Origin of the sequence: Fictibacillus sp. BK138 (assembly GCF_004216955.1) — a bacterium.
In the GTDB taxonomy this organism is placed as follows: domain Bacteria; phylum Bacillota; class Bacilli; order Bacillales; family Fictibacillaceae; genus Fictibacillus.
Genome location: NZ_SGXL01000001.1, coordinates 1523382 through 1540680, shown reverse-complemented (window position 1 = coordinate 1540680; position 17299 = coordinate 1523382). Strand labels below are relative to the sequence as shown.

19 protein-coding genes and 1 other annotated feature are annotated in these 17299 nt (G+C 39.7%); of the genes, 6 read left to right on the top strand and 13 right to left on the bottom strand.

Annotation, left to right across the window (positions count from 1 at the left end):
• The first annotated feature begins 47 nt into the window (after positions 1-47).
• Positions 48-258 (top strand) — a binding site (T-box leader).
• An 89-nt stretch (positions 259-347) separates the two neighbouring features.
• Positions 348-1127 (top strand): pyrroline-5-carboxylate reductase, encoded by a 780-nt coding sequence (gene proC / locus EV282_RS07580; RefSeq protein ID WP_242611906.1) that lies wholly within the window; start codon positions 348-350, stop codon positions 1125-1127.
• A 2-nt stretch (positions 1128-1129) separates the two neighbouring features.
• On the opposite strand, the gene EV282_RS07575 is transcribed toward proC, so the two are convergent.
• Complete coding sequence (locus EV282_RS07575) at positions 1130-1468, bottom strand: DUF3889 domain-containing protein (protein WP_130295092.1); 339 nt, start codon at positions 1466-1468, stop codon at positions 1130-1132.
• Between the two features lie 133 nt (positions 1469-1601).
• On the opposite strand from EV282_RS07575, the gene EV282_RS07570 reads away from it, so the two are divergent.
• The 3 genes from EV282_RS07570 (at position 1602) to namA (ending at position 3733) form a co-directional block, all read left to right on the top strand.
• Positions 1602-1784 (top strand): hypothetical protein, encoded by a 183-nt coding sequence (locus EV282_RS07570; RefSeq protein WP_130295090.1) that lies wholly within the window; start codon positions 1602-1604, stop codon positions 1782-1784.
• Positions 1785-1892: 108 nt separating this feature from the next.
• The gene (locus EV282_RS07565) at positions 1893-2657 is read left to right on the top strand and encodes a glycerophosphodiester phosphodiesterase (RefSeq protein ID WP_130295088.1); all 765 of its coding nucleotides are present in this window, start codon (positions 1893-1895) and stop codon (positions 2655-2657) included.
• A gap of 50 nt (positions 2658-2707) precedes the next feature.
• Positions 2708-3733 carry an NADPH dehydrogenase NamA gene (gene namA / locus EV282_RS07560; protein ID WP_264191107.1) on the top strand — a complete coding sequence of 342 codons (1026 nt, stop codon included), beginning with the start codon at positions 2708-2710 and terminating at the stop codon, positions 3731-3733.
• A 226-nt stretch (positions 3734-3959) separates the two neighbouring features.
• Here the strand turns inward: namA and EV282_RS07550 are convergent, their stop codons facing one another.
• The 7 genes from EV282_RS07550 to EV282_RS07520 form a co-directional block, all read right to left on the bottom strand.
• Positions 3960-4604 (bottom strand): phosphatase PAP2 family protein, encoded by a 645-nt coding sequence (locus EV282_RS07550; RefSeq protein ID WP_130295084.1) that lies wholly within the window; start codon positions 4602-4604, stop codon positions 3960-3962.
• A gap of 15 nt (positions 4605-4619) precedes the next feature.
• A complete protein-coding gene (locus EV282_RS07545; protein ID WP_242611841.1) occupies positions 4620-5798 on the bottom strand; it encodes a DNA polymerase IV in 1179 nt (392 codons plus the stop codon).
• 424 nt (positions 5799-6222) lie between these two features.
• The gene (locus EV282_RS07540) at positions 6223-6720 is read right to left on the bottom strand and encodes a MarR family transcriptional regulator (RefSeq protein ID WP_130295080.1); all 498 of its coding nucleotides are present in this window, start codon (positions 6718-6720) and stop codon (positions 6223-6225) included.
• 197 nt (positions 6721-6917) lie between these two features.
• Positions 6918-8048: a M20/M25/M40 family metallo-hydrolase gene (locus EV282_RS07535; protein ID WP_130295078.1), complete on the bottom strand. Its 1131-nt coding sequence runs from the start codon at positions 8046-8048 to the stop codon at positions 6918-6920.
• A 16-nt stretch (positions 8049-8064) separates the two neighbouring features.
• Positions 8065-9612 (bottom strand): acyl-CoA carboxylase subunit beta, encoded by a 1548-nt coding sequence (locus EV282_RS07530; RefSeq protein ID WP_130295076.1) that lies wholly within the window; start codon positions 9610-9612, stop codon positions 8065-8067.
• Between the two features lie 2 nt (positions 9613-9614).
• On the bottom strand, positions 9615-10460 hold the full coding sequence (mce, locus tag EV282_RS07525) for a methylmalonyl-CoA epimerase (RefSeq protein ID WP_130295074.1): 846 nt from the start codon (positions 10458-10460) through the stop codon (positions 9615-9617).
• Positions 10461-10482: 22 nt separating this feature from the next.
• Positions 10483-12123 (bottom strand): acyl-CoA mutase large subunit family protein, encoded by a 1641-nt coding sequence (locus tag EV282_RS07520; protein ID WP_130295073.1) that lies wholly within the window; start codon positions 12121-12123, stop codon positions 10483-10485.
• Between the two features lie 184 nt (positions 12124-12307).
• Between EV282_RS07520 and prli42 the strand changes: the two genes are divergently transcribed.
• Positions 12308-12400 (top strand): stressosome-associated protein Prli42, encoded by a 93-nt coding sequence (gene prli42 / locus EV282_RS20180; RefSeq protein WP_226535063.1) that lies wholly within the window; start codon positions 12308-12310, stop codon positions 12398-12400.
• A 330-nt stretch (positions 12401-12730) separates the two neighbouring features.
• Here prli42 and EV282_RS07515 read toward each other — a convergent pair whose 3' ends face one another.
• The 5 genes from EV282_RS07515 to EV282_RS07495 form a co-directional block, all read right to left on the bottom strand.
• Positions 12731-13231, bottom strand: a complete 501-nt coding sequence (locus EV282_RS07515) for a L,D-transpeptidase (protein WP_130295071.1) — start codon at positions 13229-13231, stop codon at positions 12731-12733.
• A 48-nt stretch (positions 13232-13279) separates the two neighbouring features.
• Positions 13280-14245, bottom strand: a complete 966-nt coding sequence (locus EV282_RS07510) for an aromatic acid exporter family protein (protein WP_130295070.1) — start codon at positions 14243-14245, stop codon at positions 13280-13282.
• Between the two features lie 316 nt (positions 14246-14561).
• Entirely contained in the window at positions 14562-15275 is a 714-nt protein-coding gene (locus tag EV282_RS07505) for an amino acid ABC transporter ATP-binding protein (protein ID WP_130295068.1), read from the bottom strand.
• Positions 15268-15927 carry an amino acid ABC transporter permease gene (locus tag EV282_RS07500; protein ID WP_130295067.1) on the bottom strand — a complete coding sequence of 220 codons (660 nt, stop codon included), beginning with the start codon at positions 15925-15927 and terminating at the stop codon, positions 15268-15270. The genes EV282_RS07505 and EV282_RS07500 overlap by 8 nt, the downstream gene beginning before the upstream one ends.
• Positions 15928-15948: 21 nt before the next feature.
• Complete coding sequence (locus EV282_RS07495; RefSeq protein WP_130295065.1) at positions 15949-16734, bottom strand: transporter substrate-binding domain-containing protein; 786 nt, start codon at positions 16732-16734, stop codon at positions 15949-15951.
• Between the two features lie 125 nt (positions 16735-16859).
• On the opposite strand from EV282_RS07495, the gene EV282_RS07490 reads away from it, so the two are divergent.
• On the top strand, positions 16860-17297 hold the full coding sequence (locus EV282_RS07490; protein WP_165389391.1) for an NUDIX domain-containing protein: 438 nt from the start codon (positions 16860-16862) through the stop codon (positions 17295-17297).
• The last annotated feature ends 2 nt before the right edge of the window (positions 17298-17299 follow it).

The window sequence follows — 17299 nt, the reverse complement described above, 5'->3', positions numbered from 1 at the left end:
GAAATCATAGCATAATGTTTTTTAAAATATAAAAGATTTGGAAAATATAATTTGCGTTGAAAGGGATCAGTAAGTATTCTCCCCCGATCAGAGAGTGGAATCCGAAGGCTGCAAGATTTCACCGGAAAAGGAAATGCTGAACCTACCCTTAGAGCATCTGGAGAAATCCAGCGCAGTTCTGCGATACAGGCGTTTCGAGCGGGCAAGAACTTTTGCCAATGAAGGTGGTACCACGGATCACTCCCATCCGTCCTTTAACAGGACTTGGGAGTTTTTTTATACTCAAAAATTTGAGGGAGGGATCTGTCGTGAAAAAAGAAAAAATCGCATTTATTGGTGCAGGAGCGATGGCGGAAGCGATCATGGAGGGGCTAATTAAAACAAATAAATGGCATGCGAATCTTATCACGATTAAAAACCGCAGCAATTCTGAGAGGCTGACAGAGCTTCAGACAAAGTACGGTGTAATCCCTGCTCCAACAATAAAGGATGCAGTGTCCGATGTTGACATTATCATTTTAGCAGTTAAGCCTAAGGATGCTTCGCAAGCTGTTAAAAGTCTTGAACCTTTTATACAGAAAGGTCAGCTCATTATTTCTGTTATGGCAGGAGTATCTACAGATACCATTACAGAATGGACGAATAAAGATAATCCTGTACTTCGAGCGATGCCTAATACATCAGCATCAATCGGATACTCAGCAACCGCTCTTTCCAAAGGTATATATGCTGCAGATGTTCATGTACAAAAAGCAGTTGAACTTTTTGAAACGATCGGGACTGTAACGCTTGTACCAGAAGAAAAGCTTCATATCGTTACAGGACTCTCTGGCAGCGGTCCGGCCTATATTTATTATATTGCTGAAGCGATGCAAAAAGCAGCTGAAGATTTAAGTCTGTCCCATGAAGAGGCCAAAACATTAATTTCTCAGACACTCCTCGGTGCTTCTCTCATGCTGAAGAACACATCAGAATCTCCAATAGAACTTCGAAAAAGAGTAACAAGCCCCGGTGGAACGACTGAAGCGGGTATAGGAAAGCTGGATCAATACCAAGTACACGATGCTTTTTTAGCATGTATTAAGAAAGCAGTAAGACGATCTGAAGAATTAGGCAATATGAAATAAATTTAACGGTCCGTTTCTTGAAAGCCTATTGTTTTAAATACACCATTAGGAGTCAGCGTAATGGTTATGATCACTCCTTTTTCAGAGGAACCTTTTTTGAGCCACAGCTTAAACTTTTCGACAATATCTTCATTTTGAGCTAAATTTCGACCCAAATATAAATAATCTACAATATCGTAATCTGGATAGCGTTTTCCTGTTTCGAAAACAGCCAACCTTCCCCATTTTGCATAGGCTGGCTCCTGCATGCCGGGATATGCCGCGTGAACAACGGGGGCAACAGAAGATGATACCAGAACGCCTGCTACCAGCAACGGAAATATTTTAATAAAAATTTTCATTTTGATCAGCTCCTTTCTTTTATTTTGTTCAAAATCCCTGATTTTTCTGCGAAAATTGCCGATTAGAAAAAATTGACAAGCCCACTTCCTCGCTCTTATCATTTAAAGAAGAGCTAGATTTAGGGAGGGATTTATGTTGGTAGAAACGGAAATTTCCCAAAGATACCTTGAATTGCGCATTCAGTTTGAAAAATTCACGAAACGATCTCTTACAGAAAAAGAACTGGTTTTTATCCGCTGGCTTACGGAAAAAGGTGCCAACGTTGAAGAACATAAAAGAGAAGAACCAAAAAAACGGACAAAACGGCGAAAATAATCATCCCCCTCCCTGCGACAGGAGGGGTTTATTTTATTTCCTTTGCCAATTATTTTCGCCTATACTATCTATAACTAAAATGAACTGTCGAGAAAGGAGCTCAATTAAATGACTTATATTTTTGCCCATAGAGGCTCAAGCAAAGATTGCCCTGAGAACACGATGGCGGCATTTAAAAAAGCTTTTGAAGACGGTGCAGATGGTATCGAACTCGATGTACAGCTCTCAAAAGACGGTGTTCCTGTTATTATCCATGATGAAAAACTAGATCGAACTACGAACACTAAAGGCAATGTAGCAGATTTTACATATGGAGAACTTGCTAAAATGGATGCAGGCAGTTGGTTTTCAAAGAAGTTTAACAATGAGCATGTGCCCTCATTGCAAATGTTCTTAGAATGGATCTCTCCCCTGCCTATGCTTCTTAATATAGAATTAAAAAACAACGTGATAGAATACAGTGGTCTTGAAGAAAAGACACTGCAGCTCTTATACCAATATGGAATGGAAAAACGGACGGTCATCTCATCGTTTAATCATTACAGCCTGGTGAAAATACGAAAGATGAACCCTTACATTGAAACTGCACCGCTTTATTCATCAGGTATTTTTGAACCTTGGGAGTATGTAAAAGCAGTATGTTCACAATCCGCTCATCCAAACTATAAGTCCTTGCATCCATACATTTTGGAAGGATTTAAACGACATAATATACCGATACGTCCTTATACGGTAAACAGCCAAAAATGGATGGCATACCTGTTTGAATGGGAAATCGAAGCGATTATTACGGATTATCCAATAATCGCAAGAAATGTACGGAATGGGGATGGGCCATCTCCTAAAGGCAGATTTCTTCAAAAATGGTGGTAATTCGTTTTACAATGAATGAAACTAAAGTTTCTTTTTAGCAGATAAAGGAGATGTTTATTATTCAACCGTTATTATTTGAACCATATACGATCCGGGGTGTCACTTTAAAAAACCGTATCGTAATGTCACCTATGTGCATGTATTCCTGCTATGAACAAGATGGAATAGTAACACCATGGCATATGACTCATTACACGTCTAGAGCAGTTGGTCAGACTGGTCTGATCATGACCGAAGCAGCAGCTGTAAGTCCTCAAGGGAGAATCAGTCCGGAAGACCTCGGCATCTGGGATGACAATCATATTGAAGGACTATCCGCTCTTGTAAAATCCATTCATGAACAGGGATCAAAAGCTGCCATTCAGATTGCACATGCTGGCCGTAAAGCAATGATTGACGGACCGATTATCGCTCCTTCCTCTATTGCTTTCTCGGAAAAGATGAAAACTCCAGAAGAAATGACGTTGGAGCAAATTGAAGAGACTGTAAATCAATTTAGAGCTGCAGCAAAAAGAGCTAAGGCTGCAGGGTTTGATATTATTGAAATTCACGGAGCTCACGGATATTTGATTAACGAATTCCTGTCTCCACTATCTAATAGAAGAACAGATTCTTATGGCGGGAATCAGCAAAAAAGATACCGTTTCCTGCAGGAGATCATTGCTGCGATGAGACTTGAATGGGACGGACCGCTATTTGTAAGAATTTCAGCGAATGATTATCATCCTGAAGGAAACACCCCAGTAGATTTTGTAACGTATGCTTCCTGGATGAAGGAAGATGGAATCGATTTGATCGACTGCAGCTCAGGCGCAGTTGTTCCAGCAAAGATAAATGTATATCCAGGTTATCAAGTACCTTTTGCAGAAAAGATTAGGAGCTCTGCAGATATTGCTACAGCAGCTGTTGGATTAATTACAACAGGACGCCAAGCAGAAGAAATTCTGCAAAACCAGAGAGCCGACTTAATCTTTATCGGCCGTGAGTTTTTACGCGATCCATATTGGCCTCGATCAGCAGCAGAAGATCTAGGATACGACCTCGAGAGTCCGAAACAGTACGAGCGCGGCTGGTAAAAAAGGATAAGAAGATAAGAAAACTGGCATCCACACCTAGTAAGCAGGTAGAGATGCCAGTTTTTTTGTGTAATAAGTCTACAATTTTAATAATCCCACGGTTTTCGCAAATAATCCCACGCTAATTTAAATAATCCAACGAAAAACAAACAAAATCCCACGGAAAATAAATAAAAAACCACGAATTGACAAAGCACCGTATGATGCGGCATCAAGCTCTTCAACTTCAGCTGCTCCATCTCATCTTTAACCATTTATACAGCAAAACACATACAAGCAGCCACGTCCCACCTGCAAGATAACCTCCAAACACGTCGGTTGGATAATGTACACCTAAATAAACACGGCTAAATCCCACTAGTAAAATGAAAAAGCCGGTAAGGATATAGATTATTTTTTTATAAGGTTGCAGGAATGAATAATTTTGAACAAGTAAGTATGATAGCGTTCCAAAAAAAGCAATGGAGATCATCGCATGGCCGCTCGGGAAGCTATAGCCTGTAATTTCGATTACACGGTCAAAATCTGGTCTGATCCTCTCAAACGATATTTTAAACCAATGATTTCCGTACCTCACCCCGATCAGACATATACATAAAACTAACGGCTCTATCCATTTCCTTTCAGCCAATAGCCAAATCACCGAAAAGAAAATCAAGATTCCATATTGGTACGGCCGGGAAGCTGAATCAGTTATAAACATAAAGAGAGAGTTTAATCGTGACTGATGCAAGTCTGATACATTCTTCATCGACCACACATCCATGGATTCTATAAAGGGCTTGTGGTACATATAGGCGAACATCATAAAGAAAACCATAAAAACAGTAATTAAAATGAATGTTCTTTTCACGCTGTTATTAAAGCTCATTAAAATTTCCAGCTCCTATTTATTTTTTCCCCTTTTTATTATTCCTTCACCGTGTTTTCTTTCGATAGATGATAGTACGTCATGCAGTAAAGCTTCTTTTTCATTTTTTTCTACAGAAAAAAGATCTAGCTGATAAGTAGCATTCTCTCTTTCTACAACCTCTGTTGCAGTTATACCTAATAATCTCACTGGTTCTCTGTTCCAGTGTTGTTTAAACAATTGTAGAGCTGTTTTTGAAATCTCATGTTGATCTTGAGTTGCATTAAGAAGCATTTTGCTTCGTGTAATTGTTTTTCTATCAGAGCATCTAATGGTGATGGCAATAGTTAATGCCACATATCCCTTTGTCTTTAGACGAGTCGTTACTTTTTCAGCAAGTCTTTTAAATACCGGTTCGGCTTCACCAGTACTTATAATATCCTCACTTAAAGTTGTGGAACTTCCGATTGAACGATAATCACTTGCAGAACTTGGATCGACGGGCCGAGGGTCAATGCCGTTGGCTCTTTCCTTCATTTTCAGACCATTGATGCCGAAACGCTGTTTGAGTTCATAATCTGCCGCTTCAGCTAAGTCTTTAACAGTAATTATTCCGTATTTATTTAATTTTTCTTCTGTTTTCTTTCCGATGCCATGAAGATCTCCTACTTTTAAAGGCCACAGTTTTTGAGTAATATCTCTTTTTCTTAAAACAGTGATACCTAGCGGCTTTTTCATATCGGAAGCCATCTTGGCTAAAAATTTATTAGGTCCGATACCAATGGAGCAAGGGAGGTTCAACTCATTCAAAAGCCTGTTCTGAATTTCTTTAGCTGCCTCTAACGGTTGTTCTCTATCAGTTACATCCATATAGCCTTCATCAATTGAAACAGGTTCAACCCATTCCGTGTATTCTTGCAAAAGCTGGAACATTCTCGAGGAATAACTTTTATACGTTTCAAAGTCAGGCGGAACAACAATCAGGTTTGGACATAGCTTTCTAGCCTGCCAAAGCGGCATTGTCGTCTTTACTCCTTTTTCTCTTGCTTCATAGCTGCAGGTTACGATAATCCCTTTACGTTCCTCCACATTACCTGCCACAGCAAGTGGTTTTCCACGCAGATCTGGGTTTTCTGCCATTTCAACAGATGCATAGAAGCTGTTCATGTCGACATGAAATATGATTCTTCTTTTTGGTGTGGGAGATTGATACAACATGAAAACTCCTTTTTTAAAAGGCTGTTTTGGAAAACTTTGGGTTCTCGCAAGAAACTTAGAGTAGTTTCAATGCGAAATTGAACATAATAGGGTGCTTGGCAGGTGCCGAGCTACAGATCATCGGTTTTGATGGCTCTAGAGCTAGCAGAAATGAGCCTAGTCGAATTAATTTCACCCAATCTACCAATAATTTCACCCCTGAGTGCCATAATTTCACCAATAATGCTGTTATATTGAAGAAAGGAACCGATATATTCACCATTTTGACCAATATATCGACAAGTCTCCAATCCTCGACATTTTTCAACAAACCGCACCGAAGCTTTTTCCTCACCCCGTTTTTTAGAGAAAGCCTTTTAAACTTATTTATTAGTATATGTTAGCGAATGAGCTTTAAAAACAAAAGAAAAAGACAAGGTATCTACCTTGCCTCATGCAGCCTTTTTCCAGTATCCTCAACCCAATCAACAAACTCTTCGCCATGAAAATGCTTATTTAAATCCTTATGTAATTGAATAAGATCCCGATAAAATTCACGTTTGTCTCCGTCTTCAAGCCACTTTTGCAGGAAACCATATATTTGGCAATTAAAGCTTGTTGATTCCTTATGTTTTTCAATACCTTTTTCAGTCAAATAAACATAAGAGATACGACGGTCATCATTTTTTTTCTCTAGTGTGACAAGACCTTTGTCTTTTAAGCGTTTAATCACCTGCATAACAGTAGAAACATCCCATAATCCGTAATAGGCGATCTTAGAGATTGTAATATCCTCTTCAAGAGATACAATCCATAAGATATGCTGTTCTGCTTGCGTTAATCCGATTGCTTTTGCGGATTTTTGCCAGTCCTCTTCCAGGACTTTATAAACGCCACGCATATAATTAACCATCATATGCATATCCGATAACTGACTCATCCCATTTCCTCCCCTGAAATAAGATTTAAAATAATTACCAATATTTTCTTTTACATGATAAAAACATCTTACATAATGCTTAATTAGACTGTCAACTTTAAAAGATCAATTTGTTAATTTTTATGACAAAAACAGGCATCCTGACCTATAAGAAAACAAAAACTTGGCGAAAATTCGCCAAGTTTCGTCATTGTTATTTAATTTCCAGAAGCAACTTCAATTACTGCCAGTACCATTTCAGCAGTTTTTGTCAGTTCTTCAAGAGGCATTCTTTCGTTTGTTGTATGAATTTCCTCGTAGCCTACAGCAAGGTTTACGGTTGGGACACCATGACCAGCAATGATGTTAGCATCACTGCCGCCACCGCTATGAAGAAGTCTGTGCGGACGTCCAATTTTTTCAGCTGCTTTTTTAGCAATCTCTACAACATGGTCTCCATCACTAAACTTAAATCCAGGGTACATCACTTCAACCTTAACATCAGCTCGTCCGCCCATTTCAGCCGCTGCAGATTCATAAGCTTCCTTCATCTTTTGAGTTTGCGCCTCCATCTTTTCATGAATCAAAGAGCGCGCTTCGGCTAAAACAAATACCGTGTCGCAAACGATATTTGTTTGTTCACCGTGACCCCCGCCATGGAAGTGACCAATGTTTGCTGTTGTTTCCTCATCAATTCTGCCTAAAGGCATGCGTGAAATCGCTTTTGCCGCAATTGTTATAGCTGAAACACCTTTTTCAGGCGCAACACCAGCATGGGCAGATTTACCATAAATGGTCGCTCTCACTTTTGCCTGAGTAGGAGCTGCTACAATAATATCGCCAACAGGTCCGTCACTATCTAGTGCAAAACCGTATTTTGCTGTAATTTTAGAAGTGTCCATTGCTTTTGCTCCGACTAAGCCCGATTCTTCACCAACTGTGATGATGAACTGAATATCGCCATGAGAGATATTTTTTTCTTTTAGAACTTTAATCGCTTCAAACATAGCAGCAAGACCTGCTTTATCATCTGCGCCAAGAATTGTTGTACCATCTGTAACAACATAGCCGTCTTTTATAGAGGGCTTAATTCCTTTACCTGGAGTTACAGTATCCATATGAGAAGTGAAATAGATGGTGTCCACTCCCTCTTTGTTGCCTTTTAACGTACAGATTAAATTTCCTGCTGCATGATCTGTTTTAGACTCAGCATCATCTTCATATACTTCGACTCCAAGCTCTTCAAACTTTTTCTTAAGTACGATAGAAATTTCTTTTTCATATCTTGTTTCAGAATCAATTTGAACAAGCTCTAAAAACTCGTTTAATAAACGATCCGCGTTTACCATATGTATTCCCTCGCTTCTATAGTGGTATATTTCCATGCTTTTTGTAAGGTCTGTCTTCTTTCTTGTTGCGCAGCATGTCCAACGCCTGAATACACTTGATTCTTGTTTCTCTTGGATCAATCACATCATCAACCATCCCATTTGCAGCTGCAATATAAGGATTAGCAAACTTCGTGCGATACTCTTCAATTTTTGCTGCTCTCGTTTTCTCAGGGTCTTCACTGTTTTCTATTTCTCTAGCGAAGATAATATTGGCAGCTCCCTGAGGTCCCATTACTGCAATCTCAGCGTTCGGCCAAGCGAAAACCAAATCTGCACCAATAGATTTACTGTTGAGTGCAACATATGCTCCGCCATATGCTTTACGAAGAATAATCGTGATCTTCGGTACAGTAGCTTCCGAATACGCGTATAAAATTTTTGCTCCGTGCCGTATAATTCCGCCGTGTTCTTGTTTTACACCAGGGAAGAATCCAGTCACATCCTCAAAAGTGATGATCGGAATGTTAAATGAATCACATAACCTTATAAAACGTGATGCTTTATCAGAAGAATCAATATCAAGTCCTCCAGCCATGACTTTTGGCTGATTACATACTAATCCTATCACTTCACCCTTGATTCTGGCAAAACCTACAACTATATTTCTTGCGAATTGCGCATGCACTTCCATAAATGAATCTTTATCCACAACTTCCTTTATGACCGTTCTAACATCATAAGGTCTTGTTGAATCAAACGGAGTGATCTCAGTAAGTTCAGGACGGTAATCTTCTTCATCGCCCCAAGGCAGTACAGGCGTCTTCTCTTTATTATTCTGCGGAAGATATGAAATTAATCTTCTAACATCTTCTAGGACTTCACCTTCAGATGGTGCTGTAAAGTGCGCGTTCCCGCTTTTAGATCCATGGACTTCAGCACCTCCTAAATCCTCAGAAGAGATTTTCTCTCCTGTTACCGTTTCGATTACTTTTGGACCAGTAATAAACATCTGACTTGTTTTTTCAACCATAAAAACAAAATCAGTGATCGCTGGAGAATACACGGCTCCACCTGCACAAGGTCCCATAATAACGGAAATCTGCGGAATTACTCCTGAGTAGATGCTGTTTCTATAAAAGATATGCCCATAGCCATCAAGCGACATGACACCTTCCTGAATTCGTGCACCGCCCGAATCATTAAGCCCGATAAAAGGAGTACCGTTCTTAGCTGCTAGGTCCATTACGGCGGCGATTTTTTTGGCATGCATCTCACCTAGCGCACCGCCAAACACGGTGAAATCCTGTGCGAATAAGTAAACAGGACGGCCATGTATTTTTCCATAGCCTGTTACAACCCCTTCGCCTGGTGCTTTCATACCCGAAAGCCCAAAGTCATGAGTGCGGTGTTCCATAAAAGGGTTAAGTTCAACAAAGGTATCTTCATCCAATAAAAGGTCGATTCGTTCTCGTGCGGTCAGTTTTCCCCGTTCATGCTGTTTATCAATACGGTCATCTCCGCCACCTAGTTCAATCTCAGTCTTCTTGTCATAAAGTTCATTTATCTTTTCATAGATGTCCATTCTTAAACCTCCTCCTTTTTGCTCTTTTCACAAAGTTCGAACAGCACTTTATGGGAAGAAGAAGGATGCATAAATGCAACTTGAGCCCCTCCTGCACCAATAACAGGAGCCTCATTAATCATTTTGATGTCGTTCAACTTCAATTCGTCTATACGGCTCTGTATATCTGAAACTCCCAAAGCGACATGATGTACTCCTTGACCGCGCTTCTCAATAAATTGAGCGATCGGGCTGTCTTCAGACATTGCTTCTAATAATTCAAGACGGGTATCCCCAATTTTTATAAAAGCCACCTTTACTCTCTGTGAAGGAACCTCTTCGATCGCTTCAAGCGTAAGCCCTAATTGGTTCACATAAAAAGGCAGTGTTTCGTCTAGTGAAGATACAGCAATACCTATATGGTCGATTCTCTCAGGCGGTGTTACGGGTACTTGAGAAGTAGAAATTCCATCGCGTTCAAAAACGGTTTTCTCAATATATTTAGCTGTTTCGATAGTCGGTGTTCCGGGAGTAAATACTTTTTTAATTCCCTTTGACTCTAAGAAAGGGATGTCTTCCCATGGAATGACACCTCCGCCCACAACGATGATATCATCTGCTCCTCTTTCCTGAAGAAGACGCATCACTTCTGGAAAGAGTTCGTTATGTGCACCAGAAAGACAAGACAACCCAATGGCATCCACATCTTCTTGTATAGCTGCCGCTGCAATCTGTTCCGGTGTTTGTCTTAAGCCAGTATAGATAACTTCCATTCCATAATCTCTAAGTGCCTGAGATATAACGAGAGCACCTCGATCATGACCATCTAGTCCTGGTTTCGCAATTAATACTCGGATTGTTTTTTTCATCTCTCTCCACTCCTCCTATTTCTTAGACGCCGGTATATTCTCCAAATTCCTCACGAAGCACACCGCATATTTCTCCCACTGTGCAATAGGATTTTACACACTCTAAAATGACAGGCATTAAGTTGTCTTGACCTTTTGCGGCCGATCTCAGCATTTCCAACTGAGCGCTCACTCGGTTCTGGTCTCTATTTGACTTTAATGCTTTAAGTTTTTCTTTCTGTTTTTCACCTAATTCAGGATCTACTCTTAAAAGCTCTGGCTGAGGCTCATTATCTATCGTAAATTTGTTCATACCCACGATAATTTCCTGGCCATTTTCAATCTTCTTCTGTGTTTCATAGGAAGTATGATGAATTTCACGCTGCATATAACCTTGTTCAACAGCTGAAACCGCTCCCCCCATCTGTTCAATCTTATCGAGATATTCGTTTGCTTTTCTTTCCAGTTCATCTGTAAGACTTTCTACATAATACGAACCAGCAAGAGGATCAACCGTATCAGCCACTCCTGTTTCATGTGCTAGAATCTGCTGAGTCCGCAGAGCTATTCTTGCTGATTCTTCCGTTGGAAGGGCAAGAGCCTCATCTCGAGAATTTGTGTGAAGACTTTGCGTTCCTCCAAGTACAGCAGACAATGCTTGTGTCGTAACTCTTACAATATTATTATCGGGCTGCTGTGCTGTTAGAGTCGATCCCCCTGTTTGTGTATGAAAACGAAGCTGCCAGGATTTCGGATTTTTTGCTCCATAACGTTCTTTCATTAATTTTGCCCACATTCTTCGTGCCGCTCTGAATTTTGCAGCCTCTTCAAAGAATTGATTATGAGCATTAAAGAAAAATGCTAAACGCGGTGCAAAGTCATCGATCTGTAGACCCGCTTCCAGTGCTGCATCAACATATGCAAGACCATTAGCGATCGTAAAAGCCAGCTCTTGAGCCGCATTAGCTCCTGCTTCTCGGATATGATAGCCAGATATACTGATCGTGTTCCATTTTGGTACATGTGACTGACAATAAGCAAAAATGTCAGTAATTAAGCGCATTGATGGATTAGGCGGAAATATGTAAGTACCGCGAGCTATATACTCTTTTAAAATGTCATTTTGAATCGTTCCAGATAACTGATCTGCTTCTACTCCCTGCTTTTGTGCGACTGCTATATACATCGCGAGCAGTACTGAGGCAGGTGCGTTGATCGTCATGGAAGTACTGACTTTATCAAGTGGTATATCTTTTAATAGAGCTTCCATATCCTCCAATGAGTCGATAGCCACACCTACTTTACCAACTTCACCGCGTGCCATCGGTTGATCTGAGTCATAGCCGATCTGTGTAGGCAGATCAAAAGCAACAGAAAGACCTGTCTGACCTTGCTCTAACAAATAGCGAAATCGTTTATTCGTCTCTTCTGCAGAACCGAATCCTGCATATTGTCTCATCGTCCAAAAACGAGCTCGGTACATTGTCGATTGTGAGCCGCGTGTATATGGATATTCGCCAGGGAGCCCTAAAGTATCAAAAGGATAGTTTTCTTCTTCCGCACCATAAAGGCGTTTAATTTCAATATCTGATGATGTATGAAACCGTTCTTTTCGTTCAGGAAATCTATTCATTGACTGCTCAGTTTTTTCTTGCCAGTTCTTTAAACGCTGTTGTTTATCCATTAGAGGCCTCCTGTTAACAAAGAAAAATATTCTCAACATAACATCTTTCGTTTTGAAAGCGCTTTTTCCTGCTTGTATCCGCAAATTTTCGACGAAAATTGCAAGTGTCAGTCTATAGAATTCTTGTTTCTTAATTTCAAAAACGATACAATTGAGTAGGAAAAGCTATAGGAGGGAATCTGCTGTGTCTCAAAAAATGATGAAAACGATTGTGTATGTTATGATTATTTCTCTTGTATTAAGCAGTCTGCTTACTGGAGTAGCATTGTTCTTATAAATAAGCTGTTTTCGTAAACTTAGTTGCTTTTGAATGTGGTTCATTTCCGCTCTTTGGGCTCGCTTTCCGCAGGGCGTGCGGTGAGCCTCCTAACACTCTGTGCTGTCAGGAGTCTCATCTGTCCCACTCATCCCGCAGGACAAGGAATGATTCGAGAGCGTTATATCGCACGAAGAAAATGGGATTTTTTCATTTTCGAGGAGTCTCGCACCTTCCGCTCCAACCAACTGATCAAAGAAGAAAATGAAAAAATCCTATAAAGCAAAAAAGCTTTAGAAGAGCTTTAATAAAATTGAAACCCCAGTCAGCTTACTGGGGTTTGTTCGTTTTTTATTCCGAGCGTTCTTTTATATATTCCTGAAAGCTCTTATCGGTTGAGATGACTTTAATCTTTGTGCCTACTTTAATTTTGCTGTAGATTTTTTGTACGTCTTTTTCATACATTCTGATGCAGCCCGCCGTTACAAATCTTCCGATGGATGAAGGGTTATTGTTTCCGTGAATCCCAAAAGTCCGTCCGTCTGTGTTATTTGCATCAAACCCAATCCACCGAGTTCCGAGCGGATTGGATTTGTCCCCTCCTGGTATATCTTTTTTGCGATAATAAGGATCTACAGCCTTTACTGTAATCGTAAATTGCCCCTCTGGTGTTAATTCTCTCGATTTACCTGTTGCCACTTTATAGACTTCTACTACCTTTCCTTCTTCTATAAAAGCCAATCTATTGCTTGCTTTATTAACAATTACATATGGGTCACCGAGGTCTTCGGCATTTCCTAATGGCCACATAGGTGATAAAAACAAAAGAAAAACAATCTTGAAGTTTATCATGGCATCCACCCTGTCTTTTTTACTTAGTATTAGTTATGACAGGGTTTCTCATGAATCGATACTGTCCTTTATTTTAAATCTTTTTTTAATAAGCAGATAATCTTCTATATCTTGAAGCAGTTGATACAATTTAGACCGTGTTTCAAATTCCTGTCTGTCTTTCGGCAGATGCATCTCACGAAATTCCTGACGCATCCTTTCAAGTTCATCTAAAAATAATGCTGCCGTATTGCCTGGATGGACCGCTGCGCCCAGACGCTCGAAGAACTCTCCCAACTTTTCTCCTTGTATATACGTTTTATCAATAGAAGAAAGGATAGGCAGCATCCGCTGAATGATCTCAAATTGTTTTTCTCTCATTTTAAAATAGTGATAATACTGATTCTCATAACGCAAAAAGTGATTTTCAATATCACGGAACGCAAGACTTTTCGCATTAGAGATCAGATCTGCACATTCTGTGATTTCTTTCCCGTCCCATTCATGGTTATTATGAGCGAGATACAGATGAAATTCATGAAAAATTTTCTTGTATCTAGTCTCCAGCTCTTTCTGCATGTTTAGAAGTGTCTTCTCCACCGAAGGCATGTATAAATTCATAATAAGACCCATTCCAATTCCAATGACTATGATACTCACTTCGTTTAAAACGATAGACCAGGAGATTTTCTGCAGCGTATACAGATGCAAAATGATGACTGAAGAAGTTATAATTCCTTCTTTCAGGTTAAAAGCTACGATTGTTGGTATAAATAAAATCAATAGCAAAGTTAATGCATAAAAATGATAGCCTATCAGAGTAAAAAAGCAAGCTGCGAACAAGATGCCTAAAAGACAAGCTGCAAATCGCTCCCATGAACTGATTACGGAGCGTTTTTTTGTAATTTTAATACAAAGTATCGTCAAAATACCGGCTGACGTGTAAAAGTCCAGCTTTAACCATTCTGCAATGGCAATTGCAAGTCCTGCACCGATTGCAGTTTTTAAAGTCCTGTATCCAATCGTAAATTTCATGAATAGACGCCCTTTCATGCTACTTTCTTCATCTTTTCCCTTATTTAAAAAATATAATATATAACAGTCTATTTTAGCTTACATTGTTGCTTTTGAAAGTAGTTGATTTCCGCTCCAGGTTGCTCGCTTTCCACGGGGCAAACGGTGAGCCTCCTGCCGCTTTGCGCCATTAGGAGACTCCACCTGACCGCTCGTCCCGTAGGAGTCTCGCAACCTTGCACTCCAATCAACAAGCAAATGATAACAATCCTTTAGAAAAGTCGTTTTGGAATGAACCAAAATAAAAAAAGGACCTCGGCTTGAAGTCCTTTCGTCATTATAGCACCTTCTCTAAGAAAACTTGAGCTCTCTCAGTTTTCGGATTTTCAAAAAATATTGCAGGTTGTTCATCTTCTACCAATCTTCCGTCATCCATGAATAGAACACGATCTGCCACTTCTTTAGCAAATCCCATCTCATGCGTTACAATAACCATCGTCATGCCCGTTTTCACAAGGTTCTTCATAACTTGAAGTACTTCTTTTACCATCTCAGGATCCAAAGCTGAAGTCGGTTCATCAAAGAGCATAATTTCAGGGTTCATGGCTAAAGCCCGGGCAATTGCAACACGCTGTTTCTGCCCACCTGATAGTCTTGAGGGGTAAGCATGCGCTTTATCAGAAAGTCCGACAGCCTGGAGCAGTTCAAGAGCATTTTTCTCAGCTTCTTTCTTGTTGGTCTTTAAGACTTGCTGAGGTGCAAAAGTGATATTTTCTAAAACCGTTAGATGAGGAAAGAGATTAAAATGCTGAAATACCATTCCTATCTTTTTACGAAGATTACTTTCTAGTTGATCGATCTCTTTTCCGTCAATTTTGATTGAACCGGCATTATGTGTTTCAAGCAGATTCAAACAGCGAAGGAAAGTTGATTTCCCAGATCCAGAAGGGCCGATTACAGCAATTACTTCACCCTTGCTGATCTTGGTAGTAATGCCTTTTAAAACTTCACTGGGTCCGAAACTTTTTCTTAATCCGTTCACATCAATCACTTTTGGCTAGCCTCCTCTCCATCACACGTCCTGTTAAGGTTAACATCATGACTAGCAGATAGTAGATTAATCCTGCCAGCAGCAATGGTTCAAAAAAGCGGTAGTTACTTGCTCCAACGATTTGAGCACGTCTCATAATATCGAGCGCACCAATGACGGATACGATCGCAGATTCTTTCGTCAGTGTAATGAATTCATTCATAAGTGCTGGTAAGATATTTTTCATCGCTTGAGGCAGAATAATTTTCAGCATCATCGAACGGTATGGAACACCTAAAGCGATTGCCGCTTCTTTTTGCCCCTTATCAACAGCATTGATCCCTGCACGAATGATTTCTGAGATATAAGCCGCTGAATTTAATGCAAATGTGAGTACTCCTGCTGTAAAAGCGCCGATATCCATTCCTGTCAGCTGCGGGACTGCATAATAGATGATCAGCATTTGTAAGATTAACGGCGTTCCTCTGAATACCGATGTGTAAGCATCTGCAAACCACCGCAGTATCGTTACTTTTCCAATCTTAAATAAGGAAAGTACTGTCCCCCATAAGAAACCAAGTACTAATGAAACCGCCACAAACTGCAACGTGACCCATATTCCGTATAATATATAAGGAATAGAAGGCACGAGTTGGGCAAAATCCAAGTTCATGCCTATCACTCTCTTTCTCTATTATTTTTTTACTCCGAACCATTTTTCAACGAGTTTGTCCAAAGTACCGTCTTCTTTCATCTTCTTTAGTTCTTTGTTAAATTCACTAGTCAGTTCACTATCTTTCGGGAATGCAATAGCTGAACCTGCAGCATCTGTGTTCGGCAAAGCAAATGAAGAAAGTTCTTTGTTTTTCTTTAAAAACTCATACGCTACAGCATCTTCAATAATCGCGGCATCAACGCGGTTAGATTTCATTTCTTGTACCAGTTCAGTTACTTTGTTGCGCTGTACCACTTCAAATTTATGATCTTTTAACAGCTTGTCCGCTTCTTTTTCTTGGATAGAAGCAAGTTGGACTCCTAGTGTTTTACCTTCAAGATCTCCTACTGACTTGATTGATTTGTCTTTTGTTACGATTAATTGCTGTGCTGCATAATATTCATCTGAGAAATCCACTGTTTTTTTACGTTCTTCATTAGGGGTCATACCTGCGATAACAAAGTCTGCTTTTCCGCTGTCTAAAGCTGGAATAAGACCATTAAAGTCCATATCCTTAATCTCTAATTTATAACCTAATTCTTTTGCGATTTGATTAGCTACATCAATATCAAATCCTACAACATCGCCGCCCTTAGCCGTATCAACAAATTCATATGGCGGATAATCTGCAGAAGTAGCCATGATCAATTTTTTTCCTGAAGCATCACTACCTGTGTCAGATGAACTTTTTTCTTCTACTGCACCACATCCCGCTAGAATAGCGATGATTATGATAAAATAAATGCTTAATAAATTGCGTTTCATTTTGCATATCCCCTTATACAATGTAATATTTATTCGTTAAGATGAATATTAACACAAAAAATTTAGAAATTAAGTATTTTAATAATTCTGAATGTATTTTTATTCAAAAGGACGGTGGGACCACAATGGACTTTGGCGAAGTTATTCCGGGAATCGAGTATCGAAGAAGAGATGCAGTTTATGCTGTTATCCTGAATGCTGATAGAAAAAAAGCCGTTATAATGGTGCAAAACGGAAAAGGCTTTCTGCCAGGCGGAGGAATGAAAAAAACGGAAGAACAACTGTCGTGTCTTATGAGGGAATGTGTAGAGGAAACAGGTTTTCAGATAAACATTGAAAGATATATTGGGAATGCGAAACAATATTTTCAATCAAGACAAAATGAGTACATAGTGAATAATGGGTATTTTTATGCAGGAAGGTTCGGAAATTATATAAAACCTCCTGTAGAGGATGATCATGAACTTGTTTGGATGGAGCTTGATGAAGCTAAACAAGTTCTCTTTCATTCATCACACTTCTGGGCTGTAGAGACAACATTAAATCTCTGCGAACGCTCATAAAT

Bases quoted from the DNA above. Each gene is read 5' to 3' on its own strand.
- EV282_RS07565 (WP_130295088.1), top strand. From the start codon at position 1,893: ATGACTTATATTTTTGCCCATAGAGGCTCAAGCAAAGATTGCCCTGAG.
- EV282_RS07500 (WP_130295067.1), bottom strand. From the start codon at position 15,927: ATGAACTTGGATTTTGCCCAACTCGTGCCTTCTATTCCTTATATATTA.
- EV282_RS07550 (WP_130295084.1), bottom strand. From the start codon at position 4,604: ATGAGCTTTAATAACAGCGTGAAAAGAACATTCATTTTAATTACTGTT.
- EV282_RS07570 (WP_130295090.1), top strand. From the start codon at position 1,602: ATGTTGGTAGAAACGGAAATTTCCCAAAGATACCTTGAATTGCGCATT.
- EV282_RS07490 (WP_165389391.1), top strand. From the start codon at position 16,860: ATGGACTTTGGCGAAGTTATTCCGGGAATCGAGTATCGAAGAAGAGAT.
- EV282_RS07540 (WP_130295080.1), bottom strand. From the start codon at position 6,720: ATGAGTCAGTTATCGGATATGCATATGATGGTTAATTATATGCGTGGC.
- namA (WP_264191107.1), top strand. From the start codon at position 2,708: ATGTTTATTATTCAACCGTTATTATTTGAACCATATACGATCCGGGGT.
- mce (WP_130295074.1), bottom strand. From the start codon at position 10,460: ATGAAAAAAACAATCCGAGTATTAATTGCGAAACCAGGACTAGATGGT.
- EV282_RS07535 (WP_130295078.1), bottom strand. From the start codon at position 8,048: ATGGTAAACGCGGATCGTTTATTAAACGAGTTTTTAGAGCTTGTTCAA.
- EV282_RS07515 (WP_130295071.1), bottom strand. From the start codon at position 13,231: ATGATAAACTTCAAGATTGTTTTTCTTTTGTTTTTATCACCTATGTGG.
- EV282_RS07575 (WP_130295092.1), bottom strand. From the start codon at position 1,468: ATGAAAATTTTTATTAAAATATTTCCGTTGCTGGTAGCAGGCGTTCTG.
- EV282_RS07530 (WP_130295076.1), bottom strand. From the start codon at position 9,612: ATGGACATCTATGAAAAGATAAATGAACTTTATGACAAGAAGACTGAG.
- EV282_RS07510 (WP_130295070.1), bottom strand. From the start codon at position 14,245: ATGAAATTTACGATTGGATACAGGACTTTAAAAACTGCAATCGGTGCA.
- proC (WP_242611906.1), top strand. From the start codon at position 348: ATGGCGGAAGCGATCATGGAGGGGCTAATTAAAACAAATAAATGGCAT.
- EV282_RS07520 (WP_130295073.1), bottom strand. From the start codon at position 12,123: ATGGATAAACAACAGCGTTTAAAGAACTGGCAAGAAAAAACTGAGCAG.
- EV282_RS07495 (WP_130295065.1), bottom strand. From the start codon at position 16,734: ATGAAACGCAATTTATTAAGCATTTATTTTATCATAATCATCGCTATT.